A 20,211-nucleotide genomic window follows, 5' to 3' on the forward strand; every position below is an offset into this window, starting at 1 on the left:
GCCGTTGGGCAGCCAGCCGTTTTGACGAAGTAGTTGCTGATAGGCATAGGCTCCTTTAAGGCGTTCTGCACCCAGGCGGTCAAGGGCCCAGATCATATCGCTGGTGGCGTGGGTGGTCTGTATGGAGGGGATGATGCTGTATTTGCCAAATAAATCGAAATCGTCGGGGTGGATGATCTGTGAATGCTCGATGCGCCAGCGCAGGTCGTTCTTTTCCTTCAGGATCTCGCCATAGATATTGAGCATCAGGCGGTTGGCCGAATCACCGATGGCGTGGGTGCTCACCTGGTAGCCATTGTCGAAAGCTTTGCGAGCCATTTCGGCCAGGTATTCAGGGGTTTCGACCAGCAGCCCGCTGTTATTGGGGTCATCGCTGTAGGGTTCTATCAGTTTGGCGCCGCGCGAGCCCAGGGCACCGTCGGCAAACAGTTTCAACGAACGTACATTGAGGTAATCGGTTTTATAAGGGCCGTTGTAAAGATAGGCCTGGAAGTTCTTCTCCGATGGGCTGAGCATGGCATAGATGCGGGTTTTGAGGGCTCCAGCCTGTTGCAGGGAATCGATGAGCTTGATTTCGCTGGCGTCGAGCCCGGCATCGCTGACGCTGGTAAGGCCCACGGCAAAAGTGTTGGCCTGGGCATTGAGCAGGGCATTGATCTCGTTCTGTCGGGTGGGTTCAGGCACCATTCGGCGAACCAGGCTGATGGCATTGTCGATCAGGATGCCGGTGGGCTCTCCGTTTTGAAGCATCACATCGCCGCCTTCAATTTTTGTGGCAGCAGCAACCCCTGCAAGGCGCAGGGCCTCGGTGTTGGCAATGGCAGCATGGCCGTCAACACGGGTGAGCAGCACAGGTGTGTCGGGGAAAACAGCATCCAGCTGGCTGCGGTGGGGAAACTCCTTCGCTGGCCAGAGGTTCTGATCCCAGCCCCTGCCCAGGAGCCATTCGGAAGGATATTGCTGTTGGTGGTTTTTCAGTATCTCAATGATTTCCTCGAAAGAGGCAACCCCCATCAGGTCAGCATTTTCGAGTGAGCGCCCATACCCAAAGAAATGGTTATGCGGGTCCATAAGCCCGGGATAGACGAATGCGCCTTCCAGATCGAGCACCTCAGTAGCTTCATATTTCCTCAGGATGGCCTTGCTGGCGCCAGTTTCAAGGATCTTCCCATCCTTAAGGGCAAAAGCCTCCGCAGTGGAAAAAGCCTCGTCGACGATGTAAACAGTTCCGTTGTGGACAATCAGATCGACGGTAGTTTTCCTTGTGTTGCAATAAAAAGCTGCAGCAGCCACTAAAAGGAGGGCAACAATTAAAAATATTTTCTTCATTATGTTTTGGTTTTGTATGGCAAAATTAACCAAAAACCCCGGAAAAGGTTTAGCTTAAAATATTTATGGAAAAGAAAGCAAGGCTTTTAATTGTATTCGTCCCAGCTTTTAATTTTTATTTCACCGGGCTGGTATTTGCAAAAAGCGTAAATGAAAGCGCTTGCTAGCCTGGCGTTGGTGATGAGCGGAATATTGAAATCGATGGCGTTGCGCCTGATTTCGTAATCGTTGAAAAGCTCCGACTGGCTGTTGTCTTTGGGGATGTTAATGACCAGGTCTATCGTTTTGCTTCGCAGAAAATCGAGTACGTTGGGTTTTGCCTCTTCGTCGGGCCAGTGCAGGCTCTCTGCGGGAATGCCGTTCAATTGCAGGAAGCTGGCTGTACCGCGGGTGGCGAAAAGGTTGTAGCCTTTTTCAACCAGCATCTTGCAGGAGTTTAAGAGTTCAACTTTTGAGCGCATCGGGCCGGTGCTGAGGAGGATGTTCTTTTTGGGGATGGAATATCCCACCGATAGCATGGCTTTTAAAATAGCTTCGTAATAGGTGTCGCCCAGGCAACCCACCTCGCCGGTTGAAGCCATTTCAACGCCCAGCACAGGGTCGGCTTTGGCAAGCCTAGAGAAGCTGAATTGGGGCGCTTTTATCCCAATATAATCAAGGTCGAAAATCGACTTGTTGGGTTTTTCTACTGCCATCCCCAGCATGACTTGCGTGGCTAGTTCAATGAAATTAACCTTCAGTACTTTCGACACAAAAGGGAAGCTTCGGGAGGCTCTGAGATTGCATTCAATCACTTTAATCTCATTGTCTTTTGCCAGGAACTGCATGTTGAAGGGTCCGGAAATGCAAAGTTCAGCCGCAATGGCCTTGCTGATTTTCTTAATACGGCGAATGGTTTCGAAATAAAGTTTCTGAGGTGGAAAAACCATTGTAGCGTCGCCCGAGTGCACCCCGGCAAACTCGATGTGCTCGCTAAAAGCATAGGCAATGATCTCTCCCTTATCAGCCACGGCGTCGATTTCAATTTCCTTGGCGCCTTCAATGAACTCAGTCACCACTACGGGGTGCTGCTTTGAAACCCTGGTGGCCAAAGAGAGGAACTGTTCCATTTCGGTTTTGTTGGAAACCACGTTCATGGCAGCACCCGAGAGGACGTAGGATGGCCTGATGAGCAATGGGAATCCCACTTTGTCTGCAAAATGGTGAATGTCTTCAATGCTTGTGAGCTCGTTCCAGCGTGGCTGGTCAATATCAAGCCGGTCCAGCATGGCCGAGAATTTGTTCCTGTCTTCGGCCCTGTCAATGGAAAGGGGAGAGGTGCCAAGGATTGGGACGTTCTGCCTGAAAAGCCGTATGGCCAGGTTGTTTGGTATCTGCCCACCGGTTGAGACAATCACCCCTTTGGGTAATTCCAGGTCAAAGATATCCAGAACCCTTTCCAGTGAAAGCTCCTCGAAATAGAGGCGGTCGCACACATCGAAGTCGGTGCTGACTGTTTCGGGGTTGTAGTTGATCATAATGGATCGCAGCCCTGCTTTGGAGATGGTTTGGAGGGCGTTGACCCCGCACCAGTCGAATTCCACGCTGCTGCCGATGCGGTAGGCTCCCGATCCAAGAACCACCACGGATTTCTGGTCGTGATTGAATTCCACATCGTGCTCTGCACCCGAATAGGTCAGATAGAGATAATTTGTTTGGGCTGGGTATTCAGCTGCCAAGGTGTCGATCTGTTTTACTGAAGGCAGGATTCCCTTTTTTTTGCGCATGTTGCGAAGCAAATTCATATTGGCTTCAATTTCCTCGGGGGGACTATTGCGTGTCATTCGCACGACCTGGAAATCGGAAAACCCTCTGACCTTGGCTTCCCAAAGCAATTCGTCAGGAATTTCCTCAAGCGATTTGAAATGTTGCAACTGTTCCATAATACGCTGAATGTTCTTCAGGCGGATCAGAAACCATTTATCAATTTTGGTCAGTTCATGAATGCGGTCTATGGTGTAGCCTTTCTCCAGCGCTGCGCTTATGGCATAGATCCGCATATCGGTAGGTTTCTGCAATTCTTCGTCCACATTTTCGAAATGGATATCGGAATTACCCACAAAGCCATGCATGCCCTGCCCGATCATACGCAATCCTTTCTGGATGGCTTCTTCAAAGTTTCGGCCGATGGACATCACCTCCCCAACGCTTTTCATACTGCTCCCGATCTGCTTTGATACGCCCGAAAATTTACCCAGGTCCCAGCGCGGGATCTTGCAAACGATATAGTCGAGTGCCGGTTCGAAAAAAGCAGGGGTGGTCTTTGTAACCGAGTTTTTCAGCATATGTAGTCCATAGCCCAGGGCAAGCTTAGCGGCCACAAATGCTAAGGGGTAGCCTGTTGCCTTTGATGCCAGGGCGCTGGAGCGCGAAAGGCGGGCATTGACTTCGATTACCCGGTAATCTTCCGATTCGGGATGAAGGGCATACTGCACGTTGCATTCGCCCACCACGCCAATGTGTTGAATAATGTCGATGGAAAGCTGTCTGAGCTTATGGTATTCGCTGTTTGAAAGCGTTTGCGAAGGCGCCACAACAATGCTCTCGCCTGTGTGAATGCCCAGGGGGTCGAAATTCTCCATGTTACACACGGTGATGCAGTTGTTGTAGCGGTCGCGCACCACTTCGTATTCGATCTCCTTCCAGCCTTTGAGCGATTCTTCTATGAGCACCTGAGAGGAATAGGCGAAGGCGCTGACGCATAATTTTTCAAGCTCTTCCTGGTTTGAAGCAAAACCACTGCCCAGCCCGCCCAGGGCGTAGGCAGCCCTGACAATCAGGGGAAATCCAATCTCTTCTGCTGCCGCAAAGGCTTCATCGGTGCTTTCAACTGCCTTGCTACGTGCGGTCTTTACACCTATCTCATCAAGTTTTTTTACAAACAGGTCACGATCCTCGGTGTTTTTGATGGCCTGCACCGGCGTGCCCAACACCATTACTTCATATTTTTGAAAAACTCCGCTGTCCTCCAATTGGATGCCGCAGTTGAGGGCGGTTTGTCCCCCGAATGCTAGCAGGATACCCTGGGGCCTTTCCTTTTCGATCACTTGTTCCACAAAATGCGGGGTAACGGGCAGGAAATAAATCTTGTCCGCAATGCCCTCAGAAGTCTGCACTGTGGCAATATTGGGGTTGATCAATACCGTTTCCATGCCTTCCTCCCGCAAGGCTTTGAGCGCCTGCGATCCGGAGTAGTCGAATTCGCCAGCCTCGCCAATCTTAAGGGCCCCTGAACCCAGAACAATTACTTTTTTTAAGGTTGCCAAAGGGTTTTTTGTTTCCGTCATATTAGCGTTGATTTTCAATCATTTCAATGAATTGGCTGAACAGAAAGGCGGTATCGGTTGGCCCTCCGGAAGCTTCCGGGTGGAACTGCGTGGCGAAAATGGGTTTTTCGCGGTGGCGGATGCCTTCGCAGGTGTTGTCATTCAGGTTGGAAAAATAGACTTCCCAATCGCCTTTTAGTTTACTTTGATCAACAGCAAATCCATGGTTTTGCGAAGTGATAAAACACCGGTTGGTCCCCGTTTGAATTACGGGTTGATTGTGACTCCGGTGACCGTATTTCAGTTTAAAGGTAGTAGCTCCGCTCGCAATGCCTAGCAACTGGCTGCCCAGGCAAATACCGAAAATGGGGATGTGACCTTCAATGGCTTTTGAGAGGTGAGCAATGGTTTTGAAACACATGGCCGGGTCGCCGGGACCATTTGTAATAAAAAGGCCGTCGTAATTTTCCTGGAGGAAATCATAATCGTAAGGAACCTGCATAACGGTGGTGTCATAATCCAAAAGGCTTCTAATAATGTTGAACTTAACACCGCAGTCGACCAGCATGATCTTGTGTCGGCCGTTGCCAAAAACTTTTTTCCCGGGCGTGCTGACCATGGCCACCAAGTTATCGGCATTGGGATCGTACCAGTTTACCATTTCATCTTCAAAAACGATTTTTCCCAGCATACAGCCTGACTCGCGAATAACCTTTGTCAGGGCTCGGGTATCAATGCCGCAGATTCCTGGAACCTTATGCGCTTTAAGCCATTCTCCGAGGCTTTGATTTGCATCCCAGTGGCTGTATTCTGAAGAGTAATCAGAAATGACAAGGCCGGAAACCTGTATGCGGTCTGACTCAAAACCCTTAAGAATTCCGTTTTGCATTTCCGTTTTTGGTACTCCATAATTCCCGATCAGGGGGAAAGTTGATACTAGTATTTGTCCTTTGTAGGACGGATCCGTCAGGCTTTCGGGGTAACCGGTCATTGCCGTATTGAAAACCACTTCTCCTGCCACAGAACCTTCGTAACCAAAAGATTCGCCCTTAAATTCCCTTCCGTTTTCAAGGATCAGGTGTGCTTTATTTTTTGTCGGGTTGTTATTCATTACACTGGATTTGCTTAATGGCTTCAACTTTTTTCGTGTTTACCCCTTGCGGAAATATTTCTCATTTAAACCGGGAAAGATAATCCTGAGGGCATTTTTCATCTCGCTGTGTGAGATGTCCTGCCCGGGGATGAGCAAGATAGTATCATCGCCGGCAATTGTTCCTATGATCTCGAAACGGTTTTGGCTGTCGATGTGCACGGCAATGCTGCTGGCGTAACCGGGTAAGGTTTTTATCAACCCAAACATATTGGCAAATAGTACAGCCTTGATTCCCGAAAGGAGGAATTGGCTGTTAACAGGATCCGGCACAGGTTTTAAGGTTTTTGACTCATTGATAAAAAAAACGGAACCTTTGATGGGATCCGATTTTTTTCCGGCTTGTAAACGCTTGAGATCTCTTGAAATGGTTGCCTGGGTGATGTTAAAACCCTTATCATGAAGCCTTTGAAGTAATTCTTCCTGGCTGCTGATCTTTTCTTGGGAAAGAATCTTTTTTACGGCCTGAAGCCGTAAGGATATCTTATTCATTTTGAATAATTATGCAATGGTTCTGCAAAACTATTCAAAAATATTTCTCTATCCGCGCCTGTTGGCCAGAAGTTTTTAAGTTAGTTATCAACAGACTTTGACTTAGAACGGAATGTATTTTTTATCATCGGGTAATCGATGTAATACAATATTTTCAGCGATAAGCTGTTGATCTGCGGTTCATTAAGGGTGCGTTCAAGGTTTTCGAGAAAGGTGTGGGATATCTCGCTGCCTGAAGTATCAATGATGTTTTTCCACACCAGTGAGAGTTGGCTTCCGGGGGCAAAGTTCCAGGTAAGTTTGGTGTCGATGGTGAAGGCATTGTAGTTGATGTCTTCAACAAGCAGGTCCTCCGCCCATGGTTCCAGCCGGCCGTTGGGCTTCAGGAAAAAATAGTCGCCGTCGTAAAAGACCCTTGACCAGTAGTGGCGCAGGTCGAAATCCAGCGAAAGGCGATTGTTGAAAATATAGGTTACATGTAGGGTGTTAATGGTGGTAGGAGTTTGCCTTAAACCGAAGAAGACAGAGTCGGGTGACCAATGGTCTACATAGCCAATATCATTTTTTTCTTCGCTGAAGCTCAGGCCATAAGATAAGTTCAGGCGGTTGCTGGCCCGGAAGGTAGGCCTGATGTAAATGGAGAAATCCTGTTGTTCATAAATCGAATTGATTTTCGAAAACTCAATGTCGCCATCAAGATATATCCTTTTTCTGTAGTCGGTTGACAGCCTCAGGTCGAAACGATACGAGTCATCTGTTTCATAGAAGCGTCCGGTTACGCGTGGTTCAAAGTAATCGCGGGCGCCTTTGGGATCATAGCTGGCATCGAAATTAATAAAGAACCGGGAGTCAAACAAGACCCTGAGTTCATAATCCAGATCCATCCCGGTAAAAGTGTTGGGGTTAAACAATCGTGCATACTCGAAACCCAACCCGGATGAGAAATTCAGGATGCGCCAGAAAGGTTCAAAAACATTGTAACTAAGCGAAACCTCATCCTCTATTTCATTGTTTCTCCTGAGGAATCCAAGGTCATTTTGTTCATAGGTGTCGCTGATCACTGAACGGGAGTAACGGTATTGCCAGGTACCTCCGTATTTGCCCGCGTTCATGTCATACTTATAGCCAAAGTTGTTGTTGAGCCCATCATAATATTGCTGGCTTATTGCGCCCTGTCCACTGATCCGGAACATATTGCTGCGGTCGAGCAGACGGAATTCGGTGCCGGTCACATTGGCCACATAACCTTTTACCGCCCCGGTCACATTCGTATTGACCAGGCTAACGAACGAATTGTTGGGCAGGCTTTGATCGAGTACGACCAGGTTGTAATTGGTAAAGGGCTGTGTGGTAATCTGACGGCTCTGGCCGGTAAGGGTGTCGTGCAATGTGGCGTGACTGGCGGCGGTCATCCCATTGAAGATGCCGATACCCAGTCCGCCTGAAGTGCGGCCCGAAAACTTGGTGGCATTGATCAGCCGGGTTTCCTGGGGGTTTTCTTCGATGACCTCGTTTTCTTCCAATTGGTTTCTCACATTTCTATAGCCCCTGGGCTGAGCTCCGATCCTGCGGGAGTAAAACAGGTTTGCCTTACTGAACAAGTCGGTTCCTTCGGTGAAGAACTGCCTTTTTTCATCGTATTGTACCTCGAAAGGGGAGAGGTTGAGCACCCTGGCATCGGAATGCACCTGTCCAAAGTCGGGTACCAGGGTCATATCAAGGGTAAAGCTTTCACTGAGCCCCAGCTTGACGTCCATCCCGCCATTGAAGGTGCTTCCCCAACCCTCATTCCCGCCATTCTTTTCCATATAGCCCACTAAATAAGGGAATAATGCAAGACGCAGGGGAGGGTCAATGCCTTCCATTCCGCTAAGCAAGCCCATGGATCCCATGACATTGCCAATGCGGCGATCGACAAAGTTCCAGCTGGATGATTCGCGGTTGCGACGAATTTCGCGCCAGAAATTGATGCCCCAATCCTCGACATTGTTTTTAGGAAAGCGGAGGGCAGAATAAGGAATTTCCATTTCCACAATCCAACCCTGATTGGTAATGCTGACGTGGCTGCGCCACACAGCATCCCAGTTGATGTCGCCCCGGTCGCCACTGCTGCCCGACATATTGATGTCGGTTTCCACGCCCGAGGCTGAGACCTTAAAGCGAAAGCCATAAATTCCGTCGTTGAACGGATTGATATCAACCCAGAACTGGTCGGCATTGAGATTGTCGTTTGAGTCGCGCAGCCCCAGCTCAGTGAGGATGCTGTCGGGGCTTGAATCGAATAGTATAGCCCCAATAAACACCCCTTGGTCGTTGAAAAGCACCCTTACTTCCGAGTCAAAGGTGGCGGGCCGGTCGTTATGGGGTTCGTATTGCGAAAAGCCGGTGGCAGGTAAAGCCAGTTGCCAGAGCGGGTCAGACAAGGTGCCGTCCAGATGTGGTGCTGTCTCCACCCGCAGGGCTTGAAGCTTCTTTCGGCTTTGCTGGGCCTGAATGGGAAAGGTGAAAAGAATGGATAAAAAAGAAACCAGGATAATCTTTGGGGCGCGGAGATTTGAGAACATATAAGAAATGGGTGAGATTTAATAATTTTCACTGCAAAAATATAAAATCCTATGTAACGGCATAACCATACCGGGCGGCCGGTTTTGGCCGATTATGGGGGAATTTGAGGATGTCAGGGTAAATTTATTGCTATTGGTTGGGAGATCGGAGTTTTGACAATTTTTTAAAAATTCCATCCCAACAGATTCCAAAAAGAAAATTGCCAGATTACCGCCAAAAAAATGATGGTCGAGAGCCAGTAAAACAAACGGCTGCGAAAGCGGGTTTTCCGTTCATCGAGCAGGCTAATGCTTTGCCATACCATCAGCAGGGTAAAGGGAATAGCTAGCAGCGGGAAGAAAAGGGCGATTTTAATGCCTGTGGTAACCCCATAAACAATGTCTTGTCCCGGAGGCATTCCCATTACCAGGGCCACAAAGAAAATCAGATAGCAAAGTGCCGTAACCCAGGCAATGACTTTGCTAAGCAAGGGCAGGGTCACCGGTGCCCGGTCAGCGCGCACATATTTCCGGCGAACGAAAAAAATCCATGGCCAGATAATGAGAATGTAAAACATAACCGCAATCAGCAACACCAGCAGGGTTAAATGCAAGGTGGGATTCCATATTCCACGGTTCTTCACCAGGGCCATGAAAGCCATCTGCTCCAGGTACATGTTTTCTATTCTTCCTTTATTATCGCGCGAGAAAACGATGGTCTGGTTGTTTTTTTCATTTCTAAAAGTCAGGCTGTCGACGGGCACACCCCAGGTAGTTTCGCCCCTTGCTACTATTTTCAATTTTCCGTTTTCGGGGGTAATTTTTCCACTTGCCATCCAGCCAAGGATCTTAAAGAGTTCCGAATGCGAATAGCGGTTAATCCGGTAAGAGCCAGCGAACTCTTCCAGAGCCTCATCGCTCATAGCGAAGGGCTCCTGTAGAGGCCTTTCATCAGGGAAATAATAGTCGACTAGTTTCTCAAGCACTTCTCCTGATGGACCGGCCCCGCCTTCACTATTAAAGGAATAAAAGATTCCGGTTTGTTCTTCAGGGAAAATGGCCATCATCGAATGAAAGAGAAAGGTGTTTCCACCGTGGCCATATATTTCGTAGCCATTTCTGCTGATATCCATGATGCCGAGAGGTGAGGGGTTCAACCCGGGGGCATGAGAAAAGGCGGGTGTGAGCATCAAGGCCCAGGTGGTGGAGTCAAGCAGGCAATAACCGTTCAGACAAGTGTTATTCAATAATGCTTCCATGAACAGTGTCATATCGTGGGCGGTAGTGCTGGCCCCGCCAACGCTTTGCAAGGGCACCAGTTCGAAGGGCTTCTCCACATATTCCCCATCAGCGTATGCATAGCCGCCAGACATCTGAGATACAAAACGATTAGGTAAGGGCTGGCGGATGGTGGTGTTTTGCATGCCCAGGGGGTCGAAAAGGTGTTGCTGGACATAGTCTGCGAAAGGCATCCCGCTGGCCAGTTCCACCAGGTATTGAGCAATACCGGTCCCGTGATTGGAGTAAGAGGCCTGCTGCATGGGAGGCCTTACGCGATCAGGCATTTGTTCCTTGAGAACCTGCGCCAGAGGAAGCATATCATCCTCATCCAAAACAAACAACTTGTAAAATTTATCCTCAAAGCCCGGGGTGTGAGTCATCAAACTTCGCAGGGTCACCGGTTGATCGTAAGTGTCAGGGATCTTAAAAGCTTCGAGGTATTCGTTCACATCCCTGTCAAGATCTAGCTTCCCTTGTTCCACCATTTGCATGACACTAAACCAGACAAATAATTTGCTGATGGAGCCAATACGAAAGAGGGTAGTTTCGGGGTTTACGGGTATTTCCTCGTCGACGCGGGCAAAACCATAACCTTTTTTGATCATGGGTTGTCCGGGTCTGATCACAGCAAAAGTGGCTCCTGCAATGTGATCCCTATCCATAATTGTTTCAAAGACCCCATCGGCAAAGGCCTCCAGGTTTTTAAGCGTATCCTGTTGTTGTGCACTGGATGCCAGGGGAATGGCTGAGAGAATGAGTGAAAGTACAAATGGGATGCGTAAAGATCTTTTCATGGTGCAGAAGGTCTTGGATTTCAGGGATAAATATATGAAAAAAGCATCGTTTTTTGCAAGGAACCGATTTTATTTTTCTCAGGGTTTCCCGAATCGCTTTCCTGCTGGCTATTTCAAGATCTTTACTACCAGGATTTTTGCAGGCAGGGTATGGTTGTTTTTCCAGGCCCGATCCTCATCAGCTGTCACAAAGATGGTCTCACCCGCTTCAATGGTTTCTGTCATTGAAGGGGATATCAGGGTTGCTTTACCTGAGATGCCGCAAAACAAAACGTCGAATGGATTTTTGTGCATTGCAATTTCCTCTCCGGGAAGAAGGGTAAGGAGGATGGCTTCTGCACGGGAGTCACTATGCATGATGTGGCCATTGACGGCTGCAGGTACTGCGGGAGCAGTGACTGGAGTGTTTTTCTTGATCATGATATGGGGGGTTGACAATGCTTACGGATCCTTTTCTTTCTGCGATAATCCCTGAGCCATAGTACCAGGCCAGAAATCAGAATACTCAGGACTACCATTCCGGCAAGGGGAATGAATAAAATGTAGAATCTCCCAAAGATAAAGGAATAAATTCTTCCGGTATGGATTTCAAGCGCCAGGTTCCAGAGAGGCATGGGGGTGTTTTTCTTTATGTGTTCTGGCATCTCAGGGAACTTTAAACGCGGAGTTTTGGAAAGAACACCGGCGTCGAAGTCAAAAATGTACTCCTCGCCTTGTGTGGTTTGGATAAACCCCGCCACCGGAAGGCTCCCGAACGGGCTGGAAAGGTCATTTACCCTTGCAGGGGGCAGACCGGTGATCTTGTCAATGATAAGCTCGGAGGAGGGGTCCCAGGAAAAAAGACCACTGAATGAGCCCACAATAAATTGCCCATCTGGCTGTGATTCAAAAACGTTGATTCCCATGATGCTGATGGGTGGCTGGTCTGAAAATGGTGTCAGGGAGTCGCTCAGTTCAGGAGAAGCTGAAAAGAATCCTTCAGAAGTTGAGATAAGGAACTGATCGCCCAAGGCATCGTATCGGATATCGCGAAGTTTGTCATACCAAGGGTTCATATGGTCGAGGATGGTGCCTTTGATGTTAGCCATGTCGCTCCTTGCGATAGCTATGAGTAGAGGCGGGCGCAGAAAAGTGCCGGCAACGGTATTGATCACGAGGAATAAAACCATGGAAATGCCGATGAGGTTATGCCATTTTCTGGAAAAACGGTTCAGTTTCCCAAATCTTTTGCGTGTCCTTAATCTGTTTTTCAGGGACTTCATCAAATCAGGTGCAATGAACCAGATAATCCCTGTTAGGGTCAGGAAGATCATCACCAGGGCCATAAAATCGACAATGATCTTACCTGCAAAGCCAAATATCTCGCCGGAATGGAGCACCCAAAGTGCCCGGAAGAGGGAAGTACGAGCTGCATATCCTTTTGGGTGGGGCAACCGATGTTCGGTAAAGCGGGGCTCCAGGGGATTGTCGCAGCCCAGGAAAAGGACTGAACGGGAAAAGACCATCAGGGTATCGCCTCGCATGTCAATGGCTCTTACCTGCTTTACTTGGGCAGGTAACGGCAAGTGGATCCACTGCTTATCTTTTAAATAATATAGGCCAGAAAGGGTCCCCGCATAAACGTTACCTTTTGGAGAACGAAAGATGTGGAAGGTTTTGCGGTTATCTGTTCCTTTTGGAAAACCTTTATTAAAGGACTTGAACCCGGAAAACACGGAGTCAGTAAGGTAAATCCCTATGTTGCCATATACCAGGAGGCTGTCACCTTGAAGGGGAGTGGCACCTTTAATGGCTGCCAGGTTCCAGTTGACAAAGCGGTAATCGCCAGGCAGCCATTGACAGTTTACGGACACCGGAGAGAAAAAATGCCGGTGATTGAGTACGATACCCGAAACAGCAAACATCAGGATAAAAAATGTTGCCAACACGCTGAACCAGCGATGAATATTCTTAAACATTGGAGTAAGATCCAGGGGAAAATGAACGTAAGACTTATATTTATTGTCCTTTGATCATGGTCAGCAACATTTTGAAGCGCTCAATGGCATTTACAGCGTGGGTGACGTTGGCTGGCATAATAATGGTTTGGCCGGCATCCAAGTGAAAGGGCTGTTGGTCGATGATGACCTCGGCTTTGCCTTCCAGCACCTGCACCATGGCATCGAATGGGGCACTGTGCTCGCTGAGGCGCTGCCCCTTGTCGAAGGCAAACAAGGTGACGTTGCCGGTGGTCTTGAGCAGCACCTGCTTGCTTACAATTCCGTCGGTTGAATAGTCTACTGCCTGGGTGAATGCTATGATTTTACTGGTATCGAAAGTGCTCATGAGAAAAATATTGGGAGTTATTATTTATTTTTGATAAGGTTTCAGGTTATGAAATTTAGCTTCAAATGTCAGGTGACTGGCTTTGGGTTTTAGGTATTTCTTGAGTAAAAAATGGTTGTTCGTTAATCTGATATCAAAAGCAATGAAATATCAGAATCCTAAAGCTCCACCTTGCCGTTAATCTTCTCAAGGAGGAGGAAAATATCATCCACACAGGCTCCACAGACCGTTCCTGCCTGAGTCTCATTTTGCACCTCTTCAATGGTTTTTAGGTGCTTATCCCTGATTGCTTTTTCAATTTCGCTTTGCTTTATTTCAAGACAAGTGCAGATGACAGGGTCGTATTCCATTAGAATCAAGGTTAATGTATTTGTTTTTCAGGAATTGAAAACCTGCCAGGTTTTCAGGCCCGGCAGGTTTTGTATGAAGAGAATTGATAATTAATTAGTTCAGGAAGATTTTCATATCTTCATCCACCGTGCTGATGGGCGCAATGCCAAAATTCTCGACAAGCACTTTGGCCACATTGGGTGAGAGGAATGCGGGCAGTGTAGGTCCGAGGTGAATATTCTTCACCCCCAGGTAGAGCAACGCCAGCAAAACAATTACTGCCTTTTGTTCATACCATGCAATGTTATAGGCTATTGGAAGTTCATTGATGTCGTTAAGCTCAAATACTTCCTTAAGTTTGAGGGCAATTACAGCAAGGCTGTAGCTGTCGTTGCACTGGCCTGCGTCGAGCACGCGGGGAATGCCACCAATGTCACCCAGTGGCAATTTATTGTATCGGTATTTTGCACAGCCTGCAGTAAGAATAACGGTGTCCTTTGGAAGTGCTGCAGCAAACTCGGTGTAGTATTCACGGTCCTTCATTCGGCCATCACAGCCTGCCATGACAAAGAACTTGCGGATTGCGCCTGACTTTACGGCATCTTCAACCTTGTCTGCCAGTTGCATTACCTGGTTATGGGCAAAGCCACCAACGATCTCGCCATTTTCAATTTCCTTTGGAGGGTCGCAGCGCTTGGCGTGTTCTATGATTTGTGAGAAATCCTTACGTCCGCCTTCCTTGCGTTCAGGAATATGAATGGCGCCTTCCAAACCTGATGCACCAGTGGTATAGATGCGGTCGGTGTAAGTAGCGCTTTTAAGCGGGGGGACAATACAGTTGGTCGTAAAAAGGATGGGACCGTTGAAAGTCTCAAACTCTTCGCGCTGTTTCCACCAGGCATTGCCATAGTTGCCAACAAAATGCTCATACTTTTTGAAAGCGGGGTAATAGTTGGCAGGAAGCATTTCGCTGTGGGTGTATACGTCGACGCCAGTATCCTTTGTTTGCTCAAGCAAGTCTTCCATATCGCGGAGGTCGTGGCCGCTGATGAGGATAGCAGGGTTATTGCGTACGCCGATATTCACCCTGGTGATTTCCGGGTTGCCATAAGTGGCGGTGTTGGCCTTGTCGAGGAGCGCCATAACCTGAACACCATATTTCCCGGTTTCCAAAACGAGGGCAGTGAGTTCTTCTGCCGAAAGATCATCGTTGAGAGTAGCGGCTAAACCTCTTTGCATGAAGCGGTATACTTCGTTGTCTTTATATCCAAGGTTGTAGGCGTGTTCTGCATATGCGGCCATCCCTTTTATCCCATAGACCATCAGTTCGCGCAATGACCGGATGTCTTCATTTTTACTCAATTGTAAAACGCCCACATCACCCGCTTTGCTTTCAAACTCGGCGGCAGTATTGGCTACCCAAGTGGCTGCGTCGGGCAGATTACTGTTGTCAATTTCAATGCCAGCTTCTTTCAATTGCTTGACAAATTTTTCCCGGATCTTAAAGCCTTTGCTGATCTGGTCTACAAAACGATGGTGATCGAAGTTGGCGTTGGTAATGGTCATGAAAAGGCCTTCAAAAACAAATTGGTTAACCTCTTCATTTTCGATGTTTTTTTCGCGGCCCATTTCTGCGTAAACAGACAGCCCACGGAGGAAATACATTAATACATCCTGAATGCCTGCTACGTCCGGGGTTTTCCCACACACACCCTTGATGGTGCAACCGGTCCCCTTTGCAGCTTCCTGACACTGAAAACAAAACATACTCATAATTTTAATCTCCTGTTTTTTGGGTTAATATTGTTGTGAAACTTTGGTTGGAAATTGTATTTAAAAAGTAAAATTGTGCCTAGATTTTCCAATATATAAAATACCTCTGTTAAACCCAATCCTCACTGATAACTTCTCCCTGAAGACTTACGATCATGGCCTTGATAGGCACTTTACGGTTGGCTTGTTGAGTGGCCATTTTAGCGATCTGCATCAAACCAGAACAGCAGGGTACTTCCATCATCATCACCGTCAGTGTATTGATCTTTGCCTCATCGATCATAGCGGTCAGCTTTTCAATATAGCTTTCCTTATTCGCGTCCAGTTTGGGACAAGCAATAGCCAGGCTTTTGCCTTTCAGGTGTTTGCTATGGAAGTTGCCCATGCTGAAAGCCACACAATCGGCAGCCAATAATACATCGGCATTGCGAAAATAGGGGGCTTGGGGACTTAACAAGTGAAACTGTACCGGCCACTGTTTCAATTCAGATGGCTGGTCTTCTGCAACAGTATAGTTTGCTTTTGGTTCAGCAGGCAAATCAAAGCTAATAGCCATTGATCCGGGGCATCCTCCTCCGTTTCCGCTGGATTGACAAGAACTGCTCATTTCCTTTTCGTTTTTAAATTTATGTAATTGGGTATTATCAATTTTAATGTCGTTATCATTGAGGTAATCAAGGCCTTCCAGGACAAAATCACGCTGGTCGTGGTCAATTAAGTGATTCAGGTGGGCAATGATGGTTTTTTCACCTTTGGGAACCACGCGCTTCATTACGGCCACTTCATTATAGGGCTCTGCTTCACGCTCTTCAAGGGTAATGGCTCCTTCCGGGCAATCCCCGATGCAGGTGCCCAGTCCATCGCAATAGAGGTCACTGATCATCCGGGCTTTGCCGTCAATGAGCTGGAGAGCTCCTTCATGACAGCCGCTAACGCAAAGGCCACAACCGTTGCAGAGATCTTCATCAATTTTAATAATAGTTCGCTTCATTCTTTAGAAAAAGTATTTTTAGGTTTAGGAATTTATACCATTGCTAAGGTTTTTGCCTGGAGATATTCACTGAATTCCCGGCTGAATTTTTCACTCAAACCCCCAAAAATGCAGTTATTGAAGGGGCAGTTTTCGCATTGCATCTTACAGCCAGTGCCTTGATCTATTTCTCCATCAATGATCTTATAGATTTCCATAAGAGAAATGGTCTCGGGATTTCTTTTGATTTCAAACCCTCCTTTAGGACCCCTTGTGGAATTGAGCAGATTGTTTTTTACCAGCTGTTGCAACACCTTTGAGATGTGATTCTTTGAGAAACCGGTAACCTCTGCGATCTCGTGTGCATTCAGCAATTCCTTACTGTGTGCTATTAGCGCCATGCTGTGTATGGCTATGGTGGCGGCTTCTGATATGTTTAAAACTTTGCTCAAACAGCTTTTGTTGAATTAAGGTATTTGAATGCGCAAATATACTAATTAAAGAATATATAAAACAAGAAAAAAAGTACTTTTTTTCCTAATTATAGTTATTTAATTGATAATCAGATCTAAGTGGTGGATAGGAAATGATTGGTAGGCTCCTTTGCATCTAAGAAGCGGGGAGGACAGGCTAAATCCCGAGGGAGGGAAAAAAGAAAGGGACAAGTAACGGAACTTATCCCTTTTGCTCTATTGAGTAAAGGTCGAGCCTCCCACGGGACTTGAACCCGCGACCTACGCATTACGAGTGCGTTGCTCTACCAGCTGAGCTAAGGAGGCAATCGGGCTGCGAAAGTAATAAGAAAAAATCAGGGGATAAATAATCCCCTGATTTTTTTAATTCTATTCCTCACCTTCGCCACCGCGAAGATTCATAATGTCGCGGTCAAAAACATAGAGGTTTTTCCCTTCAAGCATATTGAGCTTGTCAATGATTCGCTGAACGGATGATTCTTCCTCAAGTTGTTCTGTCACGAACCACTGGATCCAGTTATGCGTGGTGAAATCTTTTTCTTCCAGGGCCAGTCCAACGATCTCGTTGATGGAGCGGGTTACCATTTGCTCGTGCTCAAGCGAAGCATCAAAAACGTTTTTCACATCCTTGAATTCTACAGGGGGCTGATCTACCAGCGGAACGACACCATGTCCGCCGCGCTCATTTACGTAACGCAGGAATTTCAGCATATGGACCCGTTCCTCCTCCGACTGTGCATAAAACCACTCGGATATCCCTTCGTATCCTTTATTCTCAGCCCAGGAGGCCATTGCCAGGTAAAGTGCCGAAGCGTAAGCTTCTTTTCCAACCTGAAGATTCAGGATCTCTTCCATTTTCTTTGATAACATGGTCTTCAATTTTTTTAAGGTTAATAATCATTTCTATTTTTCTAAAACACAAAGTTAGAAAATTATGAGCCAAATGTTGTATAAAAAAAGCTTAACCAGCATCCTTAAACTCCATTTTATTTTACAATTCAAGAAATATGTTTGTAATCAGATATTTAAATGTTTTTTTCAAATATTTTTTTAAAATAGTTGTTATTTTCAATTCAATCATTAATTTTGTCTTCCTCATGACGCATTTGTCAGAAATATTGACCCCCTTTGGAAGCTCCTGGCTTCGCAACACCTGGACTTGGTGGCGGTCCTCCCGGGCTGCTAATATATTAATCTAACCTCATTGGGGGGCTTAAGGCCTCCTTGTAATTCCAGACAATTACAACCAAAATTCTTTTGCCGGTTAATGCCGGTCAATCAGTTATTTTATTGTTTTAAAATTCATTACCATGCAACGAAAAATAATGCTTTCCGAAACGGAGATTCCGCATTTCTATTATAATATAACGGCAGATATGCCTAATAAGCCATTGCCTCCGCTTCACCCAGGTACAAAACAGCCCATCACCCCTGATTTGCTTGAACCATTGTTTCCCAAAGAGTTGATTATGCAAGAGGTCTCATCGGAGCGATTCATAGAGATTCCAAAAGAAGTTCGCAAGATCTATGCAGGATGGAGGCCCACCCCGCTTTTTCGGGCCATTGGGCTTGAAAAGCTGCTTGGCACTCCAGCCAAAATTTATTATAAATATGAAGGGGTTAGCCCAGCTGGCTCGCATAAACCCAACACGGCCGTTGCTCAAGCGTTTTACAGTAAGACGGAAGGAATAAAACGCATTACAACAGAGACAGGTGCAGGCCAATGGGGTACGGCACTTGCCTATGCCTGCCAAATGTTTGGCATGGAGTGCGAAGTTTTTATGGTAAAGGTGAGCTATGACCAAAAGCCCTATCGAAAAATCATGATGAACACTTTCGGCGGAACGGTTCATTCCTCTCCATCAATGATTACTGAAACGGGCAGGCGTGTGCTGGAAGCTGAACCTCTTTCTTCGGGGAGTCTGGGGATTGCTATTTCAGAAGCCATTGAACGTGCAGCAAGCGATCCCGAGGCTCACTATGCCCTTGGCAGCGTGCTAAATCATGTTTTGTTACACCAAACCATAATAGGGCAGGAGGCAATTCTTCAGCTTGAAAAGGCTGGAGATTTTCCGGACATTGTGGTGGCTCCTTTTGGGGGAGGTAGCAACTTTGCCGGCATAGCTTTCCCTTTCCTTGAGAAGAATCTTCGTCAAAACCAAAATGTTCGCTGCATTGCCGTTGAACCCGCCTCTTGTCCTAAGTTAACACGCGGTGAGTTTCGTTACGATTTTGGCGATACCGCTGGCATGACACCCCTTCTACCAATGTACACGCTAGGGCATGATTTTATGCCTTCTCCCATTCACGCTGGTGGCTTAAGGTATCATGGAGCTGGTGTTATTGTAAGTCAGTTGCTCAAAGATGGATTGATTGAGGCCGTGTCGCAAAACCAGAAGCGTTGCTTCGAGGCAGGAATGGACTTTATTAAATCTGAAGGCATTATTCCTGCGCCTGAAGCCACCCATGCTATAGCTACGGTAATTGATGAGGCTTTGCGTTGCAAGGAAGAAGGGACTGAACGCACAATACTTTTCAATCTTTGTGGACATGGTTATTTTGACATGGCTGCATATGCCTCATACATGGCAGGTGAATTGACTGACCAAAACGTTACCCAGGACGAAATAAGGCGTTCGGTTTCGCTTACCGACGCCCTTCAACCAGGGTGAAGAGCTGAATATCAGCGTATAAATAAATTTAAGAAAGCTGTCATAAAATCATTCTGACAGCTTTCTTTTTTTTCATGAATGCCTTTGTTTTTTTAAATTTGCCTCTTATGAACGGAGATCCAAAATTATATCAACTGCTGGAAGAGTTAGGCATCCCTTTTGACTATCATCCTCACCCTGCCGCACCTACTGTGGAAGAGGCAATGAAATACTGGAAAGACCTGGATGCCACCCATTGCAAAAACCTGTTCTTCCGCAATCATAAAGGCAACAGGCATTATTTGGTCATCCTTGACCACCGGCAGGATTTGAATATTCGTGATCTGGAACAAAGGCTGAAACAGGGGAAATTGACCTTCGCTTCTCCTGAAAGGCTTAAAAAACATTTGGGGCTGACGCCGGGTTCCGTGACTCCTTTCGGGCTGATCAACGATCATGCTAAACATGTCCATCTTTTCCTCGATAAAAACCTTGAGAAGAGCACAACCATTAGCTTTCACCCATGCATCAACACGGCTTCCCTTGTGATCAGGTACGATGATTTCCTGAAGTTCCTGCATCATTGTGGAAATACGTATGAATATGTGGATATGTATGGCTAGCAGGAAGGTGATGGGCCTTTTGAAGGTCTTCAGGAATCTGGAATATTGAGGAAACTAATTTCCTCATTTCTTTTCAACCTTGAAAAACAAGTAAAAATGACTGAAAAACAGAAGATCGATGCCTTTCTGTCGCAGAGGCATATTGCCGTAGCAGGCTATTCGCGCGACCCCA

Annotated in this window: 16 protein-coding genes and 1 tRNA gene; 2 read left to right on the plus strand and 15 right to left on the minus strand. The window is 47.0% G+C overall.

Annotation, left to right across the window (positions count from 1 at the left end; all coding sequences use genetic code 11):
• The 15 genes from V2I46_02350 to V2I46_02420 form a co-directional block, all read right to left on the minus strand.
• On the minus strand, window positions 1-1,329 hold a 1,329-nt coding region (locus tag V2I46_02350; GenBank protein MEE4176330.1), incomplete at its 3' end, for an amidohydrolase.
• Window positions 1,330-1,415: 86 nt separating this feature from the next.
• The gene (gene carB, locus V2I46_02355; protein MEE4176331.1) at window positions 1,416-4,655 is read right to left on the minus strand and encodes a carbamoyl-phosphate synthase (glutamine-hydrolyzing) large subunit; all 3,240 of its coding nucleotides are present in this window, start codon (window positions 4,653-4,655) and stop codon (window positions 1,416-1,418) included.
• 1 nt (window position 4,656) lies between these two features.
• Window positions 4,657-5,745, minus strand: a complete 1,089-nt coding sequence (gene carA / locus V2I46_02360; GenBank protein MEE4176332.1) for a glutamine-hydrolyzing carbamoyl-phosphate synthase small subunit — start codon at window positions 5,743-5,745, stop codon at window positions 4,657-4,659.
• 39 nt (window positions 5,746-5,784) lie between these two features.
• Window positions 5,785-6,276, minus strand: coding sequence for a hypothetical protein (locus V2I46_02365; protein ID MEE4176333.1), 492 nt, complete (start codon window positions 6,274-6,276; stop codon window positions 5,785-5,787).
• Window positions 6,277-6,356: 80 nt separating this feature from the next.
• Window positions 6,357-8,840: a DUF5916 domain-containing protein gene (locus V2I46_02370; GenBank protein ID MEE4176334.1), complete on the minus strand. Its 2,484-nt coding sequence runs from the start codon at window positions 8,838-8,840 to the stop codon at window positions 6,357-6,359.
• A gap of 164 nt (window positions 8,841-9,004) precedes the next feature.
• Entirely contained in the window at window positions 9,005-10,894 is a 1,890-nt protein-coding gene (locus V2I46_02375) for a serine hydrolase domain-containing protein (protein ID MEE4176335.1), read from the minus strand.
• A 108-nt stretch (window positions 10,895-11,002) separates the two neighbouring features.
• Window positions 11,003-11,314, minus strand: coding sequence for a cupin domain-containing protein (locus tag V2I46_02380; GenBank protein ID MEE4176336.1), 312 nt, complete (start codon window positions 11,312-11,314; stop codon window positions 11,003-11,005).
• Complete coding sequence (locus V2I46_02385) at window positions 11,311-12,852, minus strand: PepSY-associated TM helix domain-containing protein (GenBank protein ID MEE4176337.1); 1,542 nt, start codon at window positions 12,850-12,852, stop codon at window positions 11,311-11,313. Before V2I46_02385 ends, V2I46_02380 begins: the two co-directional genes overlap by 4 nt.
• 40 nt (window positions 12,853-12,892) lie before the next feature.
• The gene (locus tag V2I46_02390; GenBank protein ID MEE4176338.1) at window positions 12,893-13,219 is read right to left on the minus strand and encodes a cupin domain-containing protein; all 327 of its coding nucleotides are present in this window, start codon (window positions 13,217-13,219) and stop codon (window positions 12,893-12,895) included.
• Between the two features lie 158 nt (window positions 13,220-13,377).
• The gene (locus tag V2I46_02395; GenBank protein ID MEE4176339.1) at window positions 13,378-13,569 is read right to left on the minus strand and encodes a (2Fe-2S)-binding protein; all 192 of its coding nucleotides are present in this window, start codon (window positions 13,567-13,569) and stop codon (window positions 13,378-13,380) included.
• Window positions 13,570-13,663: 94 nt separating this feature from the next.
• The gene (gene hcp / locus V2I46_02400; GenBank protein ID MEE4176340.1) at window positions 13,664-15,316 is read right to left on the minus strand and encodes a hydroxylamine reductase; all 1,653 of its coding nucleotides are present in this window, start codon (window positions 15,314-15,316) and stop codon (window positions 13,664-13,666) included.
• A 115-nt stretch (window positions 15,317-15,431) separates the two neighbouring features.
• Entirely contained in the window at window positions 15,432-16,313 is an 882-nt protein-coding gene (locus tag V2I46_02405) for a 4Fe-4S binding protein (protein ID MEE4176341.1), read from the minus strand.
• Window positions 16,314-16,345: 32 nt separating this feature from the next.
• On the minus strand, window positions 16,346-16,744 hold the full coding sequence (locus V2I46_02410; protein ID MEE4176342.1) for an Rrf2 family transcriptional regulator: 399 nt from the start codon (window positions 16,742-16,744) through the stop codon (window positions 16,346-16,348).
• A 254-nt stretch (window positions 16,745-16,998) separates the two neighbouring features.
• Window positions 16,999-17,071, minus strand: a tRNA-Thr gene (locus V2I46_02415).
• Between the two features lie 63 nt (window positions 17,072-17,134).
• On the minus strand, window positions 17,135-17,635 hold the full coding sequence (locus tag V2I46_02420) for a ferritin (GenBank protein ID MEE4176343.1): 501 nt from the start codon (window positions 17,633-17,635) through the stop codon (window positions 17,135-17,137).
• A gap of 440 nt (window positions 17,636-18,075) precedes the next feature.
• Between V2I46_02420 and V2I46_02425 the strand changes: the two genes are divergently transcribed.
• Together V2I46_02425 and V2I46_02430 are read left to right on the plus strand one after the other, a co-directional pair.
• Window positions 18,076-19,437: a TrpB-like pyridoxal phosphate-dependent enzyme gene (locus tag V2I46_02425; protein MEE4176344.1), complete on the plus strand. Its 1,362-nt coding sequence runs from the start codon at window positions 18,076-18,078 to the stop codon at window positions 19,435-19,437.
• Between the two features lie 107 nt (window positions 19,438-19,544).
• Window positions 19,545-20,039 (plus strand): prolyl-tRNA synthetase associated domain-containing protein, encoded by a 495-nt coding sequence (locus V2I46_02430; GenBank protein ID MEE4176345.1) that lies wholly within the window; start codon window positions 19,545-19,547, stop codon window positions 20,037-20,039.
• The last annotated feature ends 172 nt before the right edge of the window (window positions 20,040-20,211 follow it).

The organism is Bacteroides sp., from assembly GCA_036351255.1.
GTDB lineage: Bacteria > Bacteroidota > Bacteroidia > Bacteroidales > UBA7960 > UBA7960.